This window comes from Bacillus sp. 007/AIA-02/001 (assembly GCF_004634455.1).
GTDB lineage: Bacteria > Bacillota > Bacilli > Bacillales > Bacillaceae_G > Bacillus_A > Bacillus_A cereus.
In genome coordinates, this window is sequence record NZ_SEIY01000011.1 from 153224 (window position 1) to 175732 (window position 22509).

The window sequence follows — 22509 nt, forward strand, 5'->3', positions numbered from 1 at the left end:
ATGGTTCATCATCTTAAACCTTTCGACTAATTACCTGGAGGCAAAGTGATTGAAATGAATAAACAAGAACAATTAAATATTATAAAAAAAGATTTTATTGATTCTCAAAAAGTATTATTGGCAATTGGTGATGAAACACGTCAAGCTATTTTATTAGTGCTAATGGAAACGGAATGTCAAACAGGATTACGTGTAGGAGAAATTACGAAGCAAACACACCTTTCCCGTCCAGCAGTATCACATCACCTTAAGATTTTACGAGAAGCTGGCATTATTTTAATGAGAAAAGAAGGTACAAAGAATTTTTATTATATTGATATACGTACAAAATTAGGTTTATTAAAAAATCTTGTATTAGATATTGAGAAGCTATTGCAAAACTTTTATTAAAACTTGGAGGTATAAGAAATGAAAGCAATGATAATTGATAGATATGGAAAAGTCCCAATGCGTATGGCAGAGGTACCTACTCCTGAAATTAATGAGTATGAAGTGCTCGCAGAAATTCATGCAGCTAGTATTAACCCAATTGATTTTAAAATACGTGATGGAAAAGTTAAAATGTTACTGAAATATGAAATGCCTCTAATCCTTGGGAATGACTTTTCCGGTGTCATCACGAAGGTTGGATCAAAAGTGACTCGTTTTAAAGTCGGTGATGAAATATATGCTCGTCCAAGAAAAAATAAGATTGGTACTTTCGCGGAGTATATAGCCATTCATGAAGATGATATTGCTTTAAAACCAAAAAATCTAAGTTTTGAGGAAGCGGCTTCGATTCCACTCGTTGGCTTAACATCATATCAAGCATTACATGACATCATGCAATTACAAAAAGGTCAAAAGATTTTAATTCACGCTGGATCCGGTGGTGTTGGTACTTTCGCAATTCAGTTAGCAAAAATAATGGGTGCCATTGTTACAACGACTGCTAGTGAAGCTGGTGCAAATTTAGTAACGTCTCTTGGCGCAGATGAAATTATTAATTACAAAACAGAAAAATTTGAAGATATACTACAAAATTATGATGCGGTATTTGATACAATCGGCGGTGCAACACTTGAAAAATCATTCAATATTATAAAAAGCGGAGGAAACATTGTTTCCGTTTCAGGTATGCCGAATGCTCGCTTCGGTAAAGAATTTGGTTCAGGATTCTTTAAAACTCTCTTATTTTCATTAGCCAGCAAAAAACTTACTGCACTTGAAAAAAAGCATAATGCTCAATATTCATTTTTATTTATGAAGCCAAGCGGGGATCAATTACGTACTATTGCAAACTATATTGAAGCCGGAAAAATCAAACCGGTAATTGATCGAGTCTTCCCTTTTGAAGATGCGCAAAAAGCAATGGAATATTCAGAGTCTGGAAGAGCAAAAGGAAAAATAATTGTAAAAATTAAATAATAATAAAACCTCCATTTTCTTAAAATGGAGGTTTTAAATTTGCTGTTAAATAGACATAGTGCAATGAAGTCCTTACAATAGATTGCAAGGGGAAATATTATATTATACTTTTAGTTAACTTTACAAAGAATACATACGTACAAATACATAACTTAAAATACAAAAAGGAGGAGATACAATGACTAAAAATAATGAAACAGGTTGGAATTTAGATAATAGTTATACGACTTTACCACAATCATTTTATACAGAAATCCCCCCTACTCCCGTAAGTTCACCGGAGTTAGTTAAACTAAACCATTCATTAGCGATATCTCTTGGCTTGACCCCTGAAGAACTGAAAAAGGAAGCTGAAATTGCTATTTTCGCTGGTAATGCACTCCCAGAAGGAGCTCATCCATTAGCTCAAGCATATGCTGGCCATCAATTCGGACATTTTAATATGTTAGGCGACGGTCGTGCTCTTTTAATTGGCGAACAAATTACTCCTTCAGGTAAGCGTTTCGATATTCAACTGAAAGGTTCTGGCCCTACTCCCTATTCACGCCGAGGAGATGGTCGTGCTGCACTCGGTCCGATGCTACGTGAATATATTATTAGCGAAGCAATGTATGCACTCGATATTCCAACTACCCGCAGTTTAGCAGTTGTCACAACCGGTGAACCAACATATCGTGAAACAAAGTTACCTGGAGCAATTTTAACTAGAGTAGCTAGTAGCCATATACGCGTCGGTACATTTCAATATGCTGCAGCTCGTGGTTCAATAGAGGACCTGAAATCACTAGCTGACTATACGATAAAAAGGCATTACCCAGAAATTGAATCCCATGAAAACCGATATACTGCATTACTACAAGCAGTCATTAAAAGACAAGCTAGTCTTATCGCAAAATGGCAACTTGTTGGATTTATTCACGGTGTAATGAACACTGACAATATAACGATCAGTGGCGAAACAATTGATTACGGTCCTTGTGCATTTATGGACAATTACGACCAAGGAACCGTATTTAGCTCTATTGACACACAAGGTCGTTATGCATATGGAAATCAACCATATATGGCCGCATGGGATCTCGCACGACTAGCAGAATCTTTAATACCGATTCTGCACGAAGATGATGAAGAAGCACTAAAAATCGCTCAAGACGAAATTTCGAAATTTAGCGTACAGTATGAAAACAATTGGTTCCTTGGAATGAAAAAGAAATTAGGACTATTTAGCAACGAAGAACAAGATCAATCACTTATTGAGCAACTTTTAAAAATGATGGAGAAATATAAAGCAGATTACACTAATACATTCCGTTCATTAACTCTTGATACGTTAGAAAATATCCCTCTATTCGATAGTCCTGAATTTAAAGAATGGTACAAACTGTGGCAATCTCGATTAGAAAAACAAGAAGAATCGAAAGAAAACGCCTACGAGATGATGAAAAATAATAACCCATCAATCATCCCGAGGAACCACCGTGTAGAAGAAGCACTAGAAGCAGCTGTTACAAATGACGACTATAGCGTAATGGAGAAACTTCTTGAAGCTTTATCAAATCCTTATGCGTATTCTACAGATCAAGAAGAATACTGCATTCCGCCTGCACCGACGAATCGCCCTTATCGTACTTTTTGTGGGACTTGATTAAAAATTTGTTTTTATTTTAACCCAAAATTTATTAAGTTAACTATTAATCACAAACTTAAAAGTTGCTTTCAATATTGAAAGCAACACATTTAGTATCCAACCTTAAACAAGTCACAAATTATAATTTGTGACTTGTTTAATTACCCACGTTCAATAGAAGGTTTGTTTTGCAGGCATCGTTGTATCTTCAGAGACAGCATATGGATTTTCATTAGGTTTTATAATTATAAACGTTCCACCATATCCACTGTGAGCTAATTTATTGCAAAGACCTTTTACCATAAAACCCCATAACTCCAGCTGCTATTCCCATTATAGATAATCCAAGTTTTTTCTTTATTTTAATGCTTCTTTTTCAAATATTCTCTTTTTTATTTCATAACTCATAAAAAAATACTTTTCTGCTTTTTCTATATTACCTACTTTATGAAACTCTAATGCCAGACTTTCAGTATATTCGTGAATATACTCCGATAAATTTTTTCTTTCAAAGTAAGAAAAACCTTCAAGAATAATTTTTTCTATTTTTTCTACCTCTAAATGCTGACAAAATCCCTTTAGAATTAAAAAGTGATATCTATATTCATCATTTTTTAATTCCTCACAAACCTTCAATCCACTTTCAATTAATTCCTTCGCTTTTTCTATTTCACCTAATTTATAATATTCTCTTGCCTCTAAAAAGATTGCCTTATAATGAGTAGGCATTTTTTTAGAAACCTCAGATAAGTGTCTAATTGCTAAAACTGAAAGATTTTGACTCGCATACAATAAACCTAAATTATGTCTGATTCTTAATACTAACATTTCTGCATCATTTTTTTGTAAAATGTTTATTGCTGACGCAATATATTCCTCACCTTTATCATGCTGCTTTAATTCCGAAAAAGATAATCCTAATATATTTTCGCACAGCGCTATGTTCACTTCATACCCTGCTTGTTTAACAAAGATATCTCTTGCCTTTGAAGCGTATTCAATAGCTGAATATGCGTAATGCAAGTGGTATTTTAATATAGCAACTCTATAATTAAACTCTGCATATTCAATTTCATCTGAAATATGCTCTAATAACCCTTCAGCTTTTTCAAAATAGTTGCTAGCTTCACTATAATTAGTAAGAATTGTATAATGAATGGCTTTGAATAAATAATAATAATAATAATAATAATTAGAATATTCATCATTTGGTTTAGGCAATGCATCTATTTTATCAAAAGCTTTTTTCAAATTACCTAAACCATCTATTAGCACTTTATATCGAAATTCTAACAGATAATAGTGAAATGAAACCTTTATATCTGATTCGATAATATAAAGCTTTTTATCGATCTCTTCTTTTAATTTTTTTGCTTCACTTATACGTTGAGCTCTAATATCTCGATACCAATCATTCAGCATCTTATTAATTAATTCATTGCCAGTGATTTGTATATTCATCAAATCCACTCTCCTTCTTTTAATTATCATAAAAATAACATAATTCGATTATTTATATCTATCTATATATATATTTCTCAACAATTGAACGAAATTCATTCACTGAATTTTGTTCAATATTTTAATAGACCCGCTGTAAATATGAATACTTTTTCTTATAACCTCTGAATATGAGTATCCTTAAAATCCGTCTCATATTTCAATCCATATCCAAACATTCGATCCATTCCAATATGTGCTGTCCATATTAAGCCAATCATTATAACGATATCCATCTTAAAATAGACACCTATTAGAACAATTAATATGGATATGATATATGTGTGACATACATTATATATTTTCGCACCAACGTGATTATTAATCCCATATGCTAACATTGATAGATCCGGCGCTAAAAGGAATACAAAAAATATAATCCAACTAAACTCATATATCGAATACATATAAATCGTGGCTAAAAATACAACCATTCCTTCAAAATGTACAATACGTTTTTGCATTATTTATCATTCCTATTTTTCTATATTTATTGATACATTTTCATCGCTGAAAGTATTCTTTGTATTTTTTGACCAGATGGTTGCTAATATTGGCCCTGCAATGTTATGCCATACTGCCGCTAATACACTTGGGAGTGCAGCAACCGGTCCAAAATGTGCTGTCGCCAGCGCAACACCTAAACCTGAATTTTGCATTCCTACTTCTATTGAAATAGCCCTTCTTGTCCCTTCGTCTAGTCCAAGTACGAACGCAGTTATATATCCGAGCAAAAAACCGAAAGCATTATGGAGCATCACCGCAATAAAGATAAGAAGTCCTGAAGAAGTAATGCTACTTACATTTGCTGAAACAACTGCAGAAACAATTATGATAATTGCTACAACTGATATTAAAGGAATAACAGTCATTCCTTTATTAACGATATGAGGGAAAAACTTTTTCACTACTAGTCCTAAAATAATAGGCACAATAATGACTTGTACGATAGAAAGAAACATGGACATAGCATTTACTGGCATCCATTGCCCTGCAAGTAATAGTAGAATGAGCGGTGTAGCAATTGGTGCTAGTAACGTTGATACTGAAGTCATTGCAATAGACAACGCTAAGTTCCCTTTTGCTAAATAAACCATAACATTTGATGCAGTGCCACCCGGTACTGAACCGAGCAACACTAACCCAGCTGCTAATTCCGCTGGCAGATTCATAACGTAGGCTAGTACGTATGCGACAAGTGGCATAATAATAAACTGAGCACATACACCGATAATAACTGGTAATGGTTTTGTAGCTATGATTTTGAAATCAACAGCCTTCAATGTTAATCCCATCCCAAACATGACAACCCCAAGTAAAATCGTTATGTAACTAGTTAACCCGAGAAATGGCGCGGGAATGAAATATGCAATAGCTGCAATACAAATAACCCAAAATGCAAAATACTTTCCAGCTATATTACTTATCGCTTCTAGTACTTTCATCCACTCAGCCCCTATCTTTTAATTGAAACACCTTTTTCGGATTCAAAATATTTTGCGGATCAAGAACTTTCTTTATTTTCTCCATTACAAATAATGCCGCCCCATGTTCTTCTTCTTGATACTTTCGTTTCCCGATTCCAACGCCATGTTCTCCTGTACACGTTCCTCCTCGTTTAAGAGCATACTGAACGATACTTTCATTTATTTCGTCTGCCTTCTTCACTTCCTCCTTATCATTTGTGTCAATCATTAAGAGTACATGGAAATTCCCATCCCCAACATGACCGAGAATACCGCCAATAAGCCCTACTTTATGTAATACCTCTTTCGCATGTTGAATCGCTCCAGCTAATTCCGAAATTGGTACACATACGTCTGTACTCATTAGCTTTTTACCAGGATAACTATGCACGTAAGAGTACGCTAAGTTATGTCTTGCATCCCACAGCTTATTTCTCGCTGCTGTTTCCGTCTCAAACGCAATTTCTATACATTTATGATCAAGAACGATTTCTTTCGTAAATTCAATATCTTGCTTTAACCCTGCTTCATTGCCGTGAAACTCTAAAAACAGTGTCGGTTCTTCTCTGTAACTTGTTTCATTGTAATAATTTACTTGTTTCATAGATAATTCATCAACGAGTTCAATTCTCGCGATTGGAATACCTGCTTGTAATATGTTAATTACAGCTTCTACTGCATCATTTATAGTTGGAAACGATGCCCTCGCAGCCATAACATGTTCTGGTATACCGTATACTTTTAAAGTTAACTCCGTGAAACATCCAAGTGTTCCTTCTGAGCCTACGAAAATACCATTTAAATGATAACCTGATGATGACTTCGCTGCTAAATTCCCGGTATGTATTACTCCTCCATCAGCAAGAACGACTTCTAAATCTCGAACTTGATCACGCATTACCCCATACTTTACCGCTGTCGTTCCGCTCGCATTTGTAGCAGCCATTCCTCCTAACGTTGCATCAGCTCCTGGGTCTACACTAAAAAATAATCCATACTTTTTCAATTCTTTATTAAGCTGAGAGCGCGTCACCCCTGGCTGTACTCTCACAAGAAAATCCTTTTCTCTTATTTCAAGTATTTTGTTCATAAGAGAAAAGTCCATTGTAATTCCTTTTTCGTAAGGAATTACATGTCCCTCTAGACTGGACCCTACTCCAAATGGAACGACAGCTGTTCCGTGCTGAATCGCTATTTTCATTATCGCGCTAACTTCTTTGGTCGTTTTTGGAAAAACAACTACATCAGGTAAACTACTACTATGGTAAGATTCATCTTTACTATGTAACTCTCGTACTGTCATATTTATTACTACTCGATCTTCAGGAAGTATGCCTTTTAATTCATTTACTACATGTTCAATTGTTATTTCCATAATCAACTCTCCTTTTTAATTTTAAAACAAGTATACCATCTTTATACAAAATAATTAGAAAAATAAGATTATTAAACCTGAACATACAAAAAAGAACCTGCAGCACACGCTACAAGTTCTTTTTCACTACATTTTAAACGATTTCTTTATTAACAACATAAACCAAATTAAAGTAACTGCCATCAACGAATGAGAAAATCCTACAATATAAGTTAACCCTTTAAAGTCAGCTCCATTTAACTGAAGAAGCCCTCTCGCTGCTAGCGAACCTAACATTAATGTTAATGCAATATTATGTAAAACAAACCACTTATTAAACCCTTGCACTTCATGAAACGCGAATACTTTTGCTAATCCTAAAGCAATTAAAAAGAAGAAAAAGCCAAGTACAAGTGTATGCGTATGCAAAAGATTTAACAAAGTAGACCCTAAAATCCCTTTATACTTACCATACTCCCTAGCGAAAATCCCTGATAATAAACCGATAATCAAATACGTAAACGATGCATTATATAATTTCTTCATTATGTACCTCCTTGAGTAGAATGTATAGTGTGTCATATTTAGTAATAATGATAGTTATATAGTAAAAACTCCTAGTCACCTAGGAGTCATTGTATAAGCATCTCACTCTTTACAATTAATCCTAATTATAAGATATCTCTCTATACAAAACAAACGAACTTTATGTGAACAAACACCCCCATTAAAATATGTTGCACTTTTGTTTTACACAATCCATACTAATTGTTATAACTTTTTAAAGGTGGTGTAATTATTGATAGTTCTTGAAACTGAACGTCTTAATCTTCGCTGGTTTGATATAAAAGACGCTCCTTTTATTCTTGAGTTAGTAAACGATCCTGCATGGATTCAGTTTATCGGTGACAAAGGAGTTAGTAACTTAGAAGATGCAAAAAATTATATTGTAAACGGTCCCATCGATATGTATAACAAACTTGGATTCGGCCTTTACTTAGTAGAACGAAAAAAAGATCTCACTCCACTTGGTATGTGTGGCCTTATTAAAAGAGATTCATTAGAAGACGTTGATATCGGGTTTGCCTTTTTAGAGACATTCCGTTCAAAAGGATATGGCTACGAGTCAGCTTCTGCGATAATCGAATACGGTGTACAAAAGCTCGGCATGAAACGAATTGTAGCAATTACTTCTGTAGATAACATCGCCTCAGGAAAGCTTTTAGAAAAAGTAGGATTACGATTTGAGAAAATCATTTCAGATTCAGGAGAAGATTTAAAATTATTTGGGTATAACGCATAGTAAAGAAGGTCGCCGTGAATGGTGACCTTCTTTACTATTTTACTGATCTCGTCATAATACTTTTAGTTCCATTTATAGTTTTGCAGTAATTCTTGTGATTATCACTATGCCTTTCATATCACATTTTTTGGAAATTCATAGAAATAAAACTTTCACATTTAAATAAATTATATTAATATATCAAATAAAGGAAGTGAGAATAAATGGAACAACCGCTATTTTTATTAGTTCTTCAATTCATTGCATTCATATTAATCATTTGTATCGTATATGGAATGTTGTACAATACCGTATTAAATTTAAATATGCCTAAATGGACTGCACATATAGTAGCTACGGTCTTTTCCCTTGGTATTACCTATCAAGCTTTTATAAATTTTATTTGAAAAACTTTTGTAGCAATTACTTCTATTGTTGATGCAGTAAAGCTTTTAGAAAAAGCAGGATTGCAATTTGAGAGGGTTATTTCAAGATCAGAAAACGTAACCATTTTTTATACAGTCTTTCCAGCGCAAAATAGTGAAGAAGTTAGTTCCGCTGAAAGTGTGTTTGCATAAAAAGAAATGAATTTAATTGATGCTACAAAAATTTTATTTTAATTCTGGTTCTATTGTTTGGAATCGTTCTAGGGTAACATTTGTGTGGACTTTAAAAATTTTCATTTGCGCACCAAAATGTTGCGTTAAGTAAAATGTATCACCAGTTATTAAATTTCCAATCTTCCAATCAGGTTGATATGTACTTTCCATGGAACTTTCTAAATCCCCAATCATTATTAAATTGATATATAATGAAGATGAACTACTCAACATTTTCGTTAAAGATAGTCTATCAACCTCTAACTACCTAATGAACTCAAGTAAACACATCTTCAGTCATTTTAAGAGGTACAAAAGGCACCCTTTCGGGTGATTTTTGTATAAAAATTCTATTTTTTTATATTCGATACCAACCACGAACCTTTTTAAAATAATAGTATCATTATGTCTCCTTTTTAGAGATTATTTTTAATTACCTTTAATTTTTTGCACCAGAACCGGAAAATCCCTGACTACTCGAAATATCAACTATCAGGTGCTAATATTCAATAACGCGTACTGAAAATGATTAAACATTTTTATAAACCCGTGGAACATTTAAGAAATCGATTTTTCTCTTATCGAAATTTAATTAGCTTACAGTAATACAGTGGTCATATATTTTTAAGAATAACGGAAGAATATATAGAAATTGCTACAGAAATGTGAAGTTTAATTAATTTAGGAGGAACAAACTTGTTTAATCAGCTTGTAAAAGTTATACCGAACTTATTTACGATTGGAAATTTATTGTGCGGTGTTTTCTCAATCACCTTGAATATGAGTGAATATTTAGGAGCAGCCTCCATTCTCATTTTCTTTTCAGCTGTTTTAGATTTTCTTGATGGAAGAATTGCAAGAAAATTAAAAGTGAACAGTGAGTTTGGCGTAGAATTGGATTCCTTAGCTGATATTGTTAGTTTCGGCGTCGCTCCTGCGCTTTTATTTCATACGATAGCAACACCTTCTATTTTAACTTCTTTGGCATTTATCCTATTCCCAACAATGGGTGCTTTAAGATTAGCTAAATTTAGTATTAAACCAACTATTGGATATTTTAAGGGATTACCTATTCCAGCTGCAGGATTATCATTGGCTGGTATGGCATTGTTTTCATATAGTAATGCATGGATTACTTTAATCCTCGCCCTCTTAATGGTAAGTCCCATTAGGTTTAAAAAATTTTAATGAAGGTCACGCCAAACACCATTAAGGAGCATTTTAAATGGATTTAACGCGTCAATAAGTATAAAAAAGCGGGACAATAATATTAAATTAGGTGCTCTTCGAAAAATTAAAACCTTGTATTTATGGCTATTGGGTTAATCCATCGATATGTTATTCTGAAACGTCAGTCCACTTTTAACAGGAGCTCCCTTTATCAAGAGAGCTCCTGTTCTTATTTCTTCTTCTTTTCTGTCGGTTGGCTTTGTTTAGCAAAATTAGATGAATCATCAAAATTCGGTTGCTTTTTACCAGCATTATTACTTCTACCTTTTCCCATATGTAATGCACCTCCCCTCCCCCTTACTATTCCCAATAAAAAAATTCTCTTGCATCCAAGAGAATTTTAAATTGGGTTCTTATTGATAATACCTAAGTACTTCCAACACTGCCATTCCATAAAAGATGGATCCAATGTTAAATTATTTAATGCTAAAACAAATATTACATTTTCATATTTAACTGGATAATCAATTAATAATCCTAATGTATTTCCTGAATCTGCGACAATTATGATTCCCTTTTCTAACACGTCATCTATAACTTCTTTTAATTATTCTTACCTAGCATATAATATTTTCCTACACATTGAGATTGCATGTTGTATAAGGAAGCCCTTCTTCTTTCCATGCAAGAAATCCTCCCTTTAAATTCACTACTTCCTTTATACCAGCTCTTTGTAAAATACTAGCTGCTATAGCGGAACGTAATCCGGTTCGACATTGCAAAACTATTGGAAAATCTTTCGGTATATAATCTAGTTGTTCAAATAGATTACCTAAAGTGATATGTATTGCATCATGAAGGTGTCCTTCCTCCCACTCTTTTTTACTACGCACATCGATAACCTTAACGCTTCCACCTTTTATATGCGGATATAATTCAATCGATGTTTTTTCTTTGTAACTTTCAAATCTATCAAGTCTTTGTATTACTTTTAAGGGTGCAAAAGCAATAATATTATCTAACCCAATAGATTCAAATTCTCTAATAACTGCCTCTACTTTAACTTTTTCCTCATCTAGAATTATTAAAGTTTCTTTTTTATAATCTAATAACCATCCACACCAAGTTGTGAAAGAATTGTTATAAGGTATGTTAATTGACTTCTCGATATGACCTGCAGCAAAACTCTCTACATCCCTTATATCAACTATTTGATAAACGCTCTTCAAAATTTCTTGAAGTTCTTCTACTGTATTAATAGCAGTACTTTTTCTCTTCTTACGAATTGGCGGACCATACTTATTTAAATTCTTCATTAATGAAAAATACTTTGGAGGCTCTGGCTGTCCCGTCAATAAAGTCGATATAAAATCACTTTCTTCATTACACCGAAATGCCCAATTGAACATCTTTTCATAACCTAATGTAGAAGTTGGAATTGCTCCTAATGCTTTTCCACATGCGCTTCCCGCACCATGTGATGGCCATATTTGCAAATAATCAGGAAGTATTTTTATTTTTTGTATAGAATCAAATAATTGTTTCGCTCCTATTTTTGCAGTATCTTTAATACCGACTGCAGTTTCTAATAAATCCGGTCTTCCTATATCTCCTACAAATATAAAATCACCTGTGAATATTCCTATCGGTTTATCATTCGTATAATTATTTTGACTTGTATCAGTTACTAAAAAAGAAATACTTTCAGGCGTATGCCCTGGGGTGTGAATTACATTAAATTTTATATGACCTACTTTAAACTCTGTGCCCTCTCTAACCAATTTGTATCGACCTTCGTTAAGATATTGATATTTCCAATCACAATCTCCTTCATCAGATACATATAAATTTGCATGGTAAAGATTAGAAAGTTCTCTAGACCCAGAAAGAAAATCAGCATGAATATGAGTCTCAGCCGCAGCAATTACTTCCATCCCCTCTTTCTTGGCAAATTCTATATATTGTTCTATATAGCGACTAGGATCAATAACGATTGCTACGCCTTCTTTCTGACAACCGACTAAATAGGAAGCATGTGCTAATTTTTCATCATAAAAATATTTTAAAAGCATAGCTATTCCCTCCAATTAGTTATTTCAAATTAATTTTCAATTTTTGTAACCACTTTTTATCTTCTCCTATAGAATCCCTTTCAACATTAAATTCCAATACATATATGGCAACATATATCTTTTAAGTAAAAACATACTATACCGTTCTTTCGCTTGATTAAATGGAAACGTTTCTTGAGGCTCATGTTCATAGTTAAATTCAGCAAGTATAAGACTTTTATATCCTGTAACAATCGGACATGATGTATATCCATCATATTTAGCCTGTAAATCTCTTCCGCTAAGTACGTCCATAATATTTTGTTTTAAGACGGGTATTTGTTTTCGAATTGCTGCTCCAGTTTTAGAGGTAGGTAAATTGGTACAATCTCCAAGTCCAAAAATATTTTTATATTGCACATGCTGCAAAGTATAAGGGCTTATATCTACCCACCCCTGATGATCACTTATCTCACTCTCTTTAATAAAATTAGGTGGCCCCATTGGTGGAACAACATGTATCATACTATATGGTACGGTTTCTCTTTTTAGTGTTTGCGTATCTTCAAAAATTGCCTCTCTCTTTTCGGCGATAATTTCCACTAAATTTTTATTATAATTCGTTATAATTTGCTTTCTTTCTAGTACTTGTTCTAAAGTATTTGCATATCGTGGAACCTGAAATATGTTATTGTTTGCAGAATAAAACATTACTTCACTTCTGTTTCTTACACCACTATTACAAAAATACTCCTCTGCTAAGTACATAATTTTTTGTGGAGCACCACCGCATTTAATAGGAGTATTAGGGTGGGTAAAAAGCGCATTTCCTCCTTTAAATTTTTCGATTTCTCTCCAAGTAGAATCAACAGATGTATAAGAATAATTGCTACATACCCCATTAGTGCCAATAGACTCTTTTAAGCCTTTAATACTGTCCCAATTTATTTGTATACCAGCTGCTACAATAAGAATTTCATACTCAAGTAGCAGTCCGTCATCTAAAAGTATCTTATTTTCAGATGGAAATAACTTAACAACACTTTTAGGGATCCACGTTGCCCCTTTTGGAATAAGTGATTCCTGATTACGCATCGTACTTTCCTTTGAAACAATTCCTCCCCCCACTAAACTCCATAGTGGCTGAAAGTAATGTTTTTTTGATGGATCAATAATTGCTATACTTTCTTTAAATAGGGGTACATTTCGTAATAAATGTGCAGTAGAAGATAGTCCTGCTGTCCCAGCACCAATTACAATAATTTTATAACTATCTCTGGTCTTCATTATCCTCTTCCTATCTAAAATTGATTTTTAAATTAACTAATTAGTAGCCATTTTTTCATCGTAGTAACATTATTATAAGTTAAAAACACCATAATTTTATCTGATTTAAATGAAAATTTCGTTAATTTTACCATCAACATTACTATATGCGTAAATCCACTATGTTACTTCCATATTTTAGTTTTAATATCAAAACTATATATTGTTATATAAGATAATATATTAAAATACTTTTCATGAATCCGGATAAGTAATGTTTTAAAAACAACAATTTTACTACAGTAATCAAGAACAGTTTTCTAAATTAAGTTACTGCAGAAAATATAACTCTGGCGCAATATCCCTACCAGCTTTCATTCCAATAGTAACTCCATGATATAACATCAAAGATGAAATCCCTCAACTTAGGTATTTGACTTTTTAAATTTATACAAATGTCTTAGCTCTATGTACTGTGATATATAGGTCCACATCAATATGTTATTGCATCATATACTGAACAGATAATTTAAATTACTTTTATAAAGGATGATGAGGATGAACCTAGAAGATATACAAAAATCCTATGGCGTAATTGTAAGTTTAGGAGGATTGTGTCAAGTCACCAACCAAATCAAAAGACACAATTTAAGAACATTTTCTGGACCTTTAGATTGGTTTTATTATCCATCACTTTCAGATGTAAACAGATTACTTCAAAATCGATTTAAAAAATTTATGAAGTTGGAAAATATGATTATAGAAGGTTCAGAAAGTTACGGTCTTATTGAATCAGAATTTGATAATCAAATTAAATGGGCAGAACGAATTACCTACTGTATAAAGGACACTTATTATAATTGTTTTTCAATGCATGATTTTCCTATTAATTCAGAAAAGGATTTGAAATCAACCTATCCTTCTTTTAAAGCTAAATTAGACACTAGAATTAATCAATTCCTTGAAAAAATAAATAGTAGTGAATCCATTTTATTCATTAGAATTTGGGGAAATCGAGATGAAGCGGTTGAATTACAAAACGTATTATCTAAAATTACAAATAAGAATTTTAATATCCTTATTGTTAATTTCAAGGAGGGTATATCTAATATTGTTGAACAAAATTGGGGAATATCGCGGGTTTGTTCAATTGAACTCCCACGTTATCAGGATAGATGGGAAGGTGATGATTCCGATTGGGATGTTATTTTAAACAAAATAACATTAACTTAATAATTTTCTTCTTACTTTTAACATGATTTGGCCCGTAAAATCAAATAGGTGTAGAGAAATAAAATTCCTGTCTAATTGATACACACTTAATTAACAAAACGTTCATATAATAATTCGTAAGTCCTTCTTTATTGAATAAATAGTTCTTTACAAAATTAGTTCTATCACTAGAGCACCTTTATGCGGTGCTCTTTTTTGAATTTATAAAATGTAAAAATAGTTGTTCCATTTTCCTTCAAATGGCTAATTCCCTTTGTTATTCTTCTGTTGATTTCTGTATAATCATTTATGCGATCAGCATATTCTGCTTATGTAGTGCATTCACGACTACTTACTTCCATACTTTATCTTATATTTTGTCTTCTTGGATATTTCATTATAAGCTTCTTCAATTCCCTTGATTTCCTTCCCCTTCTTTTATCTTAAGAACAAGCAATTTCTTTCATTAATATTAAATAAACTAAAGCATAGATTTTAAAAGAACCTAATTTACATATAATTAATGATAAACTACAATGTGTATTCTCCACGTTTAATCAACATCTGAATTATAAATCTAACATATTTTTTTTAGTTGATTGTCATTATGGTACAACCGTGTATACATTTACCAAACAAACTACATAGTTTAAATTAGTAAAATATATTGAGAGGAAGGAAATAAATCTATGAAAGTCATAATTTTGTGTGGCGGAAAAGGGCTTCGGATGCAAGGAATTTTAGAGGACATTCCCAAACCATTAGTTCGAGTTCAAGGAAAGCCTCTCCTCTTGCATATAATGAATTGGTATAGAAAATATGGACATTCTGATTTCATTTTGCCCTTAGGATATAAAGGTGAGAAAATTAAGGAATATTTTATGGACTTTAGCTGGAAAGAGAATGACTTTAGTTTGAATTTTAAAACCAGTCAATATACGCTACTTCAGAAATTAGAAAATTGGAATATACACTTTATAGATACAGGAATTGATACAATGACCGGGGCAAGACTAAAAAAACTTGAATCCTTTGTACAAGGTGAAACCTTTTTATTAACTTATGGTGACGGATTAGCCAATATAGATATTGATCAACTAATAGCATTCCATAAAGAAAAAGGAAAAATTGCTACATTAACTGGAATTAAAAAAAATAGTCAATACGGCCTATTGGCGGTCGAAGATGGAATTGCTATTGATTTTAAAGAAAAACCATTACTTGATGAAGTAATTAATGGCGGTTTTTTTGTATTTAACAAAGAAATATTCGATTATTTAAGTAGTAATGATGATTGTGTTCTAGAAGAAGATCCTCTTCGAAATTTAATAAAAGACAATGAGCTCGCAGTCTATGAACACAATGACTTTTGGGCTAGTGTCGATACACCTAAAGATTTAAAAACTGTAAATGAAAGTTGGAATCCAAATAAATTTTAGTGGAGAGGACTGAATAAGCATTGAACTCTAATGATAAAAAAATAAGTTTACCTCGATTGTATATCCCCTCTAATGAGAAAATAGTTAACCCACTTTCAACAGGAATTAAAGCTTCAAATCTCTCCAAAAAAAATACTCAAAAAAGAATTGATCCCCAATTCTATAATCAACAACATGATCTAAATAATCATTTCTGCGTCATTGTAGGTAGTGAGTATGTCTTGAAAATTATTGCTTTACAGCAATCATTAATGCAGTACTCAGAAAAATTCACATTGTGGATTTGTTGTATAGATCCTTTTGCATATTCACTATTAAAAGAAATGAGTTTAATTAATGTAAACCTTTTACAAGTTGAAGAATTGGAAGATCGTGAACTAAAAGCAATTAAGAGAAAAAGAAAAGTAAATGAATATTGTTGGACTTTAAAATCTGTCTTGATAGAATATTTATTGATCAATTATGATTTACCATCTATTCTATATTGTGATGGTGATTTATGCTTTTTTTCTGACCCTAATATTATTTTTGAGGAATGGGGTGACCATTCTATTTTCCTAACCCCCCAAAGAGATCGTGATTGGGTAGAAAAAATGTATGGAAAATATCAGGCTGGTCTAATTGGATTTAAGAATGATCTCTATGGACTAAAAAGTGTAAGATGGTGGAAAAATAAATGTATAGATTGGTGCAGTGCCGAGGCTGAGGAGGGGAAATTTGGAGACCAAAAGTATTTAGATTATATCCCTATATATTTTCCAAAAGTAAAAATTTCAAATAACTTAGGTATAAATGCTGCGCCTTGGAACTGTATATATAATAACGATTATAAAATTGACAAGACTAAAAACGATATATTTATTGAAAACGACAAACTAGTTGTTTACCATTTTGCATGTATTACTATCTTTACTGAAAATGATTTTGATCTTTGGTCTTTGGGAGAAATTTCAATACCCAATAATATATTAAACCATATTTACACTCCGTATTTAGAGAGAATTCAATTTGTTTTAAAGCAATTAAAGGATAAATTCAATAAAGATACTAAACAATTTTTAAGTAAAAAAGATATAAATAAAGCTCAAACTTTATATAAAGATTCACAATTAAGAAGAAAAATGAATCAATCCAATCATTTTATGAACTTTTCCATGATTATAAGTAAAGAACGATTAATCCAAGGATTGACTTCTTATTATTCCTTAGAAAATTTCAACGCTAAATTTACTGTATGGATTTGTTGTATGGATGATCTAACGTATCAAATATTAGAGAAATTAAAATTAAAGCATGCCATACTAATTCCGGTAAAGGATATTGAAAATCATGAACTCCTCAGTATAAAAAATGATAGAAGTTTACAAGAATATTGTTGGACATTAAAAGCGCCCCTATGTCTACATGTCCTTAGTCTTTATCCGGAAGTTGATCACATTATATATTGTGATGCTGATATGTATTTCTTTACAGCACCTAATATCATTCTTGATGAATGGTGGAAGTACTCTGTATTCCTTTGCCCTCAAAGAAGCTCTACTGAAATTGAAAGCATACACGGTATATACCAAGCTGGTTTAGTAGGCTTCAAAAATGATCAAAATAGTAAAGAAATTTTAACATGGTGGAAAGATAAATGCCTAGAATATTGCAATAATCAATATGATGTTGAAATGAATAGATGGGGTGACCAAAAATATTTAAATCACATTCCTAACATCTTTTCTAATATAAAAATCATGACTCATAAAGGTATTGATGCAGCACCTTGGAATGTCATTTTAAATAGCAGTTCTATATCCAAAACAGATAATAAAGTTTTTATTGATCAAGATGAATTAATAGCTTTTCATTTTGGAAGTATGCAAATTATTAATCCAAATGAGTTCGATTTATGGAAACAAGAAACTTTAGAATTACCTCCAGCAGTTTTAGATTATATATACATTCCTTATATTGAACAATTGAACAAGACATGTCATACCCTTCATAATACTTTTCAAAAATCTCCCTCCTCTTTATTTGCTGACCAAATTGATACAACAACAATAAAAAATTATTTTAAATACCCCTCCCCTCATCACAATTAAGACTGATACTTTCCTTATTTAAAAATAAATCTATTTATTTCAGCAACTAAAAATACATCTTAATAAAGGATAGATTATCACTATGATTGCTTCATTTAAAAATAAAACTTTCCTTATTACTGGTGGATACGGTTTTATTGGTTCTCACTTGGCACGAAGACTTTTAAATTTACAAGCAAAAATTGTTCTTTTCATAAGAACACCATCAAACTCTTGGAGACTAAAGGATATTCTAAAATATATTGAAACCTATGAAATAGATATACGAGATAAAAAACAAGTACAAGATGCAATAAAGAAAATTAATCCCGATTATATCTTTCACCTGGCAGCCTATGGTGTAAATTCTGCCCATACAGATTACATCCATGCTATAGAAACAAATGTTATAGGGACTTGTAACATTATTCAAGCAGCAAAATTGGTGAATTGTAAAAAAATCATCAATTTTGGGAGTAGTTCTGAATACGGTAACAAGATGGAACCTATTCATGAAAATATGTTACTAACTCCTGTGGACATCTATGGAAGTACCAAAGCTGCTGCTACTATACTGGCCCATCAAATTGCTAGCGAAAACAATATTAATCTTATAACATTAAGACCTTTTGGCATATTCGGAGAAGGCGAAGAGCCGCATAAAATTTTTAGCTATATAATCTTGCGAGTATTACAAAACAAAGATGTAAATTTAACTTTATGTAATCAATTAAGAGATTATTGTTATATAGAAAATGTAATAGATGCCTGTATCCTAGCAGTAGAAAATACTACTGTACAAAATGAAATCTTTAATATTGGGAGCGGCACTATTCACCCCTTGAAACATTATGTAGAATTATTATTCAAACATTTGAAAACCAATTCCAGACCAAATTACGGTGCAATTTCCTCTAGAACAAATGAAAGATGGGTTCCTGAAGCGGATGTGCAAAAAATAAAAAACTCTCTTTCCTGGGAACCTAGAATTAATATTGAAGAAGGAATTATAAAAACTGTTAATTGGTATAAAAATAATAAACATTTATACCTAACTCCCTAAAAATAGGGTACTAAAGGAGGTGGACTAATTGTTAAACCAAAACTTTAATAATGCTTTTTATGGAAAAAGAATTTTAATTACTGGACATACTGGTTTTAAAGGTTCTTGGTTATCCCTATGGTTGAATGAATTAGGTGCTGCTGTAATCGGATATTCATTAGATCCTAAAAATAAAAATGATAACTTTAACATTACTAACCTTCAAAATAATATAATTGATATTCGTGGAGACATTAGAGATTTTAATAAATTAAATAAGGTTTTTACAGATTATAAACCTGAAATTGTATTCCATTTAGCTGCCCAACCTCTAGTTAAGTATTCATATGAATATCCTAGAGAAACATACGAGGTAAACGTTGTAGGAACTATGAATGTACTAGAGGCAATTCGATTACATGAATCAGCTAAAATAGGAATTATGGTGACAAGTGACAAGTGCTATGAAAATAAAGAATGGCCTTGGGGTTATCGTGAAATTGACCCTATGGGCGGCCATGACATATATAGCTCAAGCAAAGGATGCTGCGAACTTTTAATTTCTTCCTATCGTAATTCTTACTTTTCAGAAGAAAAATTTTCTCAACACAAGAAAATAATTGCAAGTGTTCGAGCTGGTAATGTAATTGGTGGTGGTGATTGGTCAATAGATAGAATTATTCCCGATTGTATACGAGCATTAGAATCAAACAAAAAGATTATTATTAGAAATCCTACTGCTATTAGACCCTGGCAACATGTACTAGAACCTTTAAGCGGGTATTTACTCCTTACAGAAAAAATTATAAATAATGGTATCCTTTTTTCAGGAGCATGGAACTTCGGGCCATCCCTAAGCAATATTGTTTCAGTAGAAAAATTAGTGACCAGTTTACTAGATATTTGGGGCTGCGGGGATTGGACAGCAGAAAATATAGGTCCAATAAATTTTCATGAAGCAAATTTACTAAACCTTGACATTAGCAAAGCAAAATTCAATCTTAATTGGCAGCCAAAATGGTCCCTACAACAGACTTTAGAAAATACAATAGAATGGTATAAACATTATAATTCTTACACCAGTTCTGAGATGAGAAATCTATGTATTAGCCAAATCAAACAATATTGCATGCTTTGAACTACTCCCACTTACCCATACTTGCTGTGAGTTCCTTATGGAGGGAGTCTTCTTGGCTAAAATGATAAAATAAAACAAAACCATACGTAAGATAATTTTACTATTACAAATAATGACATAGTCTGTTTCACCTTTTACATTATCTAAAAAAGAACCTGTAGGAATTCTTACAAGTTCTTTTTTATTTCCTTTATTCTCTTCTTATTTACATACGCAAGATTTATACATTTGGTGGGATACATACTATATTTATCCGATAAAATAATCTAAAAATTAACACATAATTGATCGTTTTAAGAAAAAGAAATTTCATAAATCTTCAAACACAGTTTCTTAGTTCACCTAATAGAACGTATAAAGACTCATATCATCTTTTGATTATTTTTGGATGTTTTATTCTACGTATATTCGACACAAATTGATTGTTTTTTATGAATTTTCTTGAAAAATATTGTAATATCACTCCATTTTTTCTTCTATTTTGTTATGATGTTTATAATTAAATTGGATTAGGATTTTTTTAGAAAATGGGGGCGTATATTATGAGTGTCTCAGTAAAAGGAAATGAGCAATTAACCTCTCTATTGAACGACTGGTATCGATCTATGCTATCTCAGCAAGTTATAAAAGCTACTAATCTAAAAAAGAAAATTGATGAAAAAATTAGTAAGTTAAGCATTGAACCGAATCAAGAGCATCAGGATCAAAATTTGTTACTATACTATTCACTACTCGAATTTCGTTACAAGGTCTTAACAGATAGCCTTGGTATTCAACAAAATAGTTTTGATACTATTAGCGATTATGATATGCCTACAGATCAATTTCTACAATTCTATTATCATTTTTTCAAATCCATTCATTCCACTTTTATATCAAATTATACTGAGGCAGAGGAACATTATAAACTAGCAGAAAAAATATTGGTAGCTATACCAGATGAAATTGAACACGCCGAATTTTACTATAGAATTGCTACTTTCTATCACCATACCTATAACAATCTCGCTTCTATCGAATACGCAAATAAATCGAGAGCAATCTTTTCAAAGTACGAAGGTTATGAAGTAAAAACAGCCTTTTGTAATAGTTTGCTAGGTGGTTGCTGCATCTATTTAAAACAGTACGAACAAGCAGAAGAATATCTACATTGTGCAATTGATTTACTACAAAAAAATAGGGAAGAAGATTCCTTGTTATACGTAAAAAATACTATGGGGTGGCTGTATTCTGATCAAAGTATGTCTACTTTAGCTATTCGTCACCTTTCAGAAGTAACAGAGAAAATCCCTACACACTTCAAGGCCATCTTCCTACAAGCTAAGGAACATTATAAGTTAGGAGAACAATCAACGGCCAGCCAACTCATTGATAAGGGACTACAGATTTGCAGAGAGATTCATAACGAAGAATATACACACCACTTCTCTATTTTAAAAAAATTAAATGAAAATATTCCATTGGAAGAATTAGAAAAAATCATTCAAGAAGGAATCTTATACTTTGAGGAAGAAGAATTATGGGAATATGTTGTCGAATACGCCGAATTATTTGCCACAAAATGTAGACAATTAGAGAACCACCAAAAAGTAAGTGACTATTTCCATATTTGTTATCAAGCAAGACAAAAATCAATCGCAAAAGGAGTGTTAAAATAATGAAAAAAATTAGCTTATTATTATCAAGCATTGCTTTTATTGGGGTATTAACGGTGGGAATTTTTCAGTTTTCTAAAACAGATCAGCTTGCTACTCATGGGCATTATCCTGCTCCTTCATATAGTGTTGGCGATTATGGTGGTGCACCACCACAAATTTAATGTAAATGTATTTAAAAACCCTCCATTTGGAGGGTTTTTAAATGGCTTATCTGCCTGTTCAATACGCA

General features: G+C 32.1%; 22 protein-coding genes. 13 read left to right on the top strand and 9 right to left on the bottom strand.

All coding sequences use genetic code 11. From position 1 onward, the window contains the following. Positions 1–45: 45 nt before the first annotated feature. The 3 genes from ES895_RS20280 to ES895_RS20290 all read left to right on the top strand — a co-directional run bounded on the left by ES895_RS20280 (position 46) and on the right by ES895_RS20290 (position 3052). Positions 46–390 carry an ArsR/SmtB family transcription factor gene (locus ES895_RS20280; protein ID WP_000571870.1) on the top strand — a complete coding sequence of 115 codons (345 nt, stop codon included), beginning with the start codon at positions 46–48 and terminating at the stop codon, positions 388–390. Between the two features lie 18 nt (positions 391–408). Continuing rightward, positions 409–1407 carry an NADP-dependent oxidoreductase gene (locus ES895_RS20285; protein WP_000646441.1) on the top strand — a complete coding sequence of 333 codons (999 nt, stop codon included), beginning with the start codon at positions 409–411 and terminating at the stop codon, positions 1405–1407. Positions 1408–1585: 178 nt separating this feature from the next. Further along, positions 1586–3052 carry a protein adenylyltransferase SelO gene (locus ES895_RS20290; RefSeq protein ID WP_016111437.1) on the top strand — a complete coding sequence of 489 codons (1467 nt, stop codon included), beginning with the start codon at positions 1586–1588 and terminating at the stop codon, positions 3050–3052. Positions 3053–3205: 153 nt separating this feature from the next. Here ES895_RS20290 and ES895_RS29995 read toward each other — a convergent pair whose 3' ends face one another. The 6 genes from ES895_RS29995 to ES895_RS20315 form a co-directional block, all read right to left on the bottom strand. Further along, positions 3206–3337, bottom strand: a complete 132-nt coding sequence (locus tag ES895_RS29995; RefSeq protein WP_277680608.1) for a hypothetical protein — start codon at positions 3335–3337, stop codon at positions 3206–3208. A gap of 54 nt (positions 3338–3391) precedes the next feature. Beyond that, on the bottom strand, positions 3392–4495 hold the full coding sequence (locus tag ES895_RS20295) for a response regulator aspartate phosphatase (RefSeq protein WP_135238598.1): 1104 nt from the start codon (positions 4493–4495) through the stop codon (positions 3392–3394). 155 nt (positions 4496–4650) lie between these two features. Further along, on the bottom strand, positions 4651–4998 hold the full coding sequence (locus tag ES895_RS20300; protein ID WP_001172065.1) for a DUF4260 domain-containing protein: 348 nt from the start codon (positions 4996–4998) through the stop codon (positions 4651–4653). 12 nt (positions 4999–5010) lie between these two features. After that, complete coding sequence (locus tag ES895_RS20305; RefSeq protein WP_000865826.1) at positions 5011–5979, bottom strand: bile acid:sodium symporter family protein; 969 nt, start codon at positions 5977–5979, stop codon at positions 5011–5013. Positions 5980–5983: 4 nt separating this feature from the next. Beyond that, complete coding sequence (locus ES895_RS20310) at positions 5984–7375, bottom strand: FAD-binding oxidoreductase (RefSeq protein ID WP_135238599.1); 1392 nt, start codon at positions 7373–7375, stop codon at positions 5984–5986. A gap of 126 nt (positions 7376–7501) precedes the next feature. Next, positions 7502–7900 carry a DUF2871 family protein gene (locus tag ES895_RS20315; protein ID WP_000737896.1) on the bottom strand — a complete coding sequence of 133 codons (399 nt, stop codon included), beginning with the start codon at positions 7898–7900 and terminating at the stop codon, positions 7502–7504. 253 nt (positions 7901–8153) lie between these two features. Between ES895_RS20315 and ES895_RS20320 the strand changes: the two genes are divergently transcribed. Both ES895_RS20320 and ES895_RS20325 read left to right on the top strand, forming a co-directional pair. After that, positions 8154–8657 carry a GNAT family N-acetyltransferase gene (locus ES895_RS20320; RefSeq protein ID WP_000636208.1) on the top strand — a complete coding sequence of 168 codons (504 nt, stop codon included), beginning with the start codon at positions 8154–8156 and terminating at the stop codon, positions 8655–8657. A 203-nt stretch (positions 8658–8860) separates the two neighbouring features. Continuing rightward, on the top strand, positions 8861–9043 hold the full coding sequence (locus tag ES895_RS20325; RefSeq protein WP_000437513.1) for a hypothetical protein: 183 nt from the start codon (positions 8861–8863) through the stop codon (positions 9041–9043). Positions 9044–9247: 204 nt separating this feature from the next. Here the strand turns inward: ES895_RS20325 and ES895_RS20330 are convergent, their stop codons facing one another. Further along, on the bottom strand, positions 9248–9430 hold the full coding sequence (locus ES895_RS20330) for a DUF5065 family protein (RefSeq protein WP_033690255.1): 183 nt from the start codon (positions 9428–9430) through the stop codon (positions 9248–9250). Positions 9431–9931: 501 nt separating this feature from the next. On the opposite strand from ES895_RS20330, the gene pssA reads away from it, so the two are divergent. Beyond that, complete coding sequence (gene pssA / locus ES895_RS20335) at positions 9932–10423, top strand: CDP-diacylglycerol--serine O-phosphatidyltransferase (RefSeq protein WP_000483080.1); 492 nt, start codon at positions 9932–9934, stop codon at positions 10421–10423. A 617-nt stretch (positions 10424–11040) separates the two neighbouring features. Here pssA and ES895_RS20345 read toward each other — a convergent pair. Together ES895_RS20345 and ES895_RS20350 are read right to left on the bottom strand one after the other, a co-directional pair. Then, positions 11041–12477, bottom strand: coding sequence for an MBL fold metallo-hydrolase (locus tag ES895_RS20345; protein WP_000925322.1), 1437 nt, complete (start codon positions 12475–12477; stop codon positions 11041–11043). Between the two features lie 66 nt (positions 12478–12543). Continuing rightward, on the bottom strand, positions 12544–13743 hold the full coding sequence (locus ES895_RS20350; protein ID WP_000857304.1) for an FAD/NAD(P)-binding oxidoreductase: 1200 nt from the start codon (positions 13741–13743) through the stop codon (positions 12544–12546). A gap of 537 nt (positions 13744–14280) precedes the next feature. Here ES895_RS20350 and ES895_RS20355 point away from each other — a divergent pair. From ES895_RS20355 to ES895_RS29370, 7 genes are all read left to right on the top strand, one after another. After that, on the top strand, positions 14281–14955 hold the full coding sequence (locus tag ES895_RS20355) for a papain-like cysteine peptidase (protein WP_001047149.1): 675 nt from the start codon (positions 14281–14283) through the stop codon (positions 14953–14955). A gap of 668 nt (positions 14956–15623) precedes the next feature. After that, the gene (locus tag ES895_RS20360) at positions 15624–16373 is read left to right on the top strand and encodes a sugar phosphate nucleotidyltransferase (RefSeq protein WP_000864433.1); all 750 of its coding nucleotides are present in this window, start codon (positions 15624–15626) and stop codon (positions 16371–16373) included. Positions 16374–16393: 20 nt separating this feature from the next. After that, positions 16394–18463 carry a hypothetical protein gene (locus tag ES895_RS20365; RefSeq protein ID WP_001087520.1) on the top strand — a complete coding sequence of 690 codons (2070 nt, stop codon included), beginning with the start codon at positions 16394–16396 and terminating at the stop codon, positions 18461–18463. An 82-nt stretch (positions 18464–18545) separates the two neighbouring features. Beyond that, positions 18546–19505 (top strand): NAD-dependent epimerase/dehydratase family protein, encoded by a 960-nt coding sequence (locus ES895_RS20370; protein ID WP_000561952.1) that lies wholly within the window; start codon positions 18546–18548, stop codon positions 19503–19505. 28 nt (positions 19506–19533) lie between these two features. Continuing rightward, a complete protein-coding gene (gene rfbG, locus ES895_RS20375; RefSeq protein WP_000934338.1) occupies positions 19534–20622 on the top strand; it encodes a CDP-glucose 4,6-dehydratase in 1089 nt (362 codons plus the stop codon). A gap of 542 nt (positions 20623–21164) precedes the next feature. Further along, the gene (locus tag ES895_RS20380; RefSeq protein WP_000116963.1) at positions 21165–22280 is read left to right on the top strand and encodes a Rap family tetratricopeptide repeat protein; all 1116 of its coding nucleotides are present in this window, start codon (positions 21165–21167) and stop codon (positions 22278–22280) included. After that, entirely contained in the window at positions 22280–22441 is a 162-nt protein-coding gene (locus tag ES895_RS29370) for a hypothetical protein (protein ID WP_000724116.1), read from the top strand. Before ES895_RS20380 ends, ES895_RS29370 begins: the two co-directional genes overlap by 1 nt. Positions 22442–22509: the final 68 nt, after the last annotated feature.

Coding starts and splice junctions, on each gene's coding strand:
- ES895_RS20285 (WP_000646441.1), top strand. CDS start 409: ATGAAAGCAATGATAATTGATAGATATGGAAAAGTCCCAATGCGTATG.
- ES895_RS20290 (WP_016111437.1), top strand. CDS start 1,586: ATGACTAAAAATAATGAAACAGGTTGGAATTTAGATAATAGTTATACG.
- ES895_RS29995 (WP_277680608.1), bottom strand. CDS start 3,337: ATGGTAAAAGGTCTTTGCAATAAATTAGCTCACAGTGGATATGGTGGA.
- ES895_RS20295 (WP_135238598.1), bottom strand. CDS start 4,495: ATGAATATACAAATCACTGGCAATGAATTAATTAATAAGATGCTGAAT.
- ES895_RS20300 (WP_001172065.1), bottom strand. CDS start 4,998: ATGCAAAAACGTATTGTACATTTTGAAGGAATGGTTGTATTTTTAGCC.
- ES895_RS20305 (WP_000865826.1), bottom strand. CDS start 5,979: ATGAAAGTACTAGAAGCGATAAGTAATATAGCTGGAAAGTATTTTGCA.
- ES895_RS20310 (WP_135238599.1), bottom strand. CDS start 7,375: ATGGAAATAACAATTGAACATGTAGTAAATGAATTAAAAGGCATACTT.
- ES895_RS20315 (WP_000737896.1), bottom strand. CDS start 7,900: ATGAAGAAATTATATAATGCATCGTTTACGTATTTGATTATCGGTTTA.
- ES895_RS20325 (WP_000437513.1), top strand. CDS start 8,861: ATGGAACAACCGCTATTTTTATTAGTTCTTCAATTCATTGCATTCATA.
- ES895_RS20330 (WP_033690255.1), bottom strand. CDS start 9,430: ATGATTGGGGATTTAGAAAGTTCCATGGAAAGTACATATCAACCTGAT.
- ES895_RS20345 (WP_000925322.1), bottom strand. CDS start 12,477: ATGCTTTTAAAATATTTTTATGATGAAAAATTAGCACATGCTTCCTAT.
- ES895_RS20350 (WP_000857304.1), bottom strand. CDS start 13,743: ATGAAGACCAGAGATAGTTATAAAATTATTGTAATTGGTGCTGGGACA.
- ES895_RS20355 (WP_001047149.1), top strand. CDS start 14,281: ATGAACCTAGAAGATATACAAAAATCCTATGGCGTAATTGTAAGTTTA.
- ES895_RS20360 (WP_000864433.1), top strand. CDS start 15,624: ATGAAAGTCATAATTTTGTGTGGCGGAAAAGGGCTTCGGATGCAAGGA.
- ES895_RS20370 (WP_000561952.1), top strand. CDS start 18,546: ATGATTGCTTCATTTAAAAATAAAACTTTCCTTATTACTGGTGGATAC.
- ES895_RS20380 (WP_000116963.1), top strand. CDS start 21,165: ATGAGTGTCTCAGTAAAAGGAAATGAGCAATTAACCTCTCTATTGAAC.
- ES895_RS29370 (WP_000724116.1), top strand. CDS start 22,280: ATGAAAAAAATTAGCTTATTATTATCAAGCATTGCTTTTATTGGGGTA.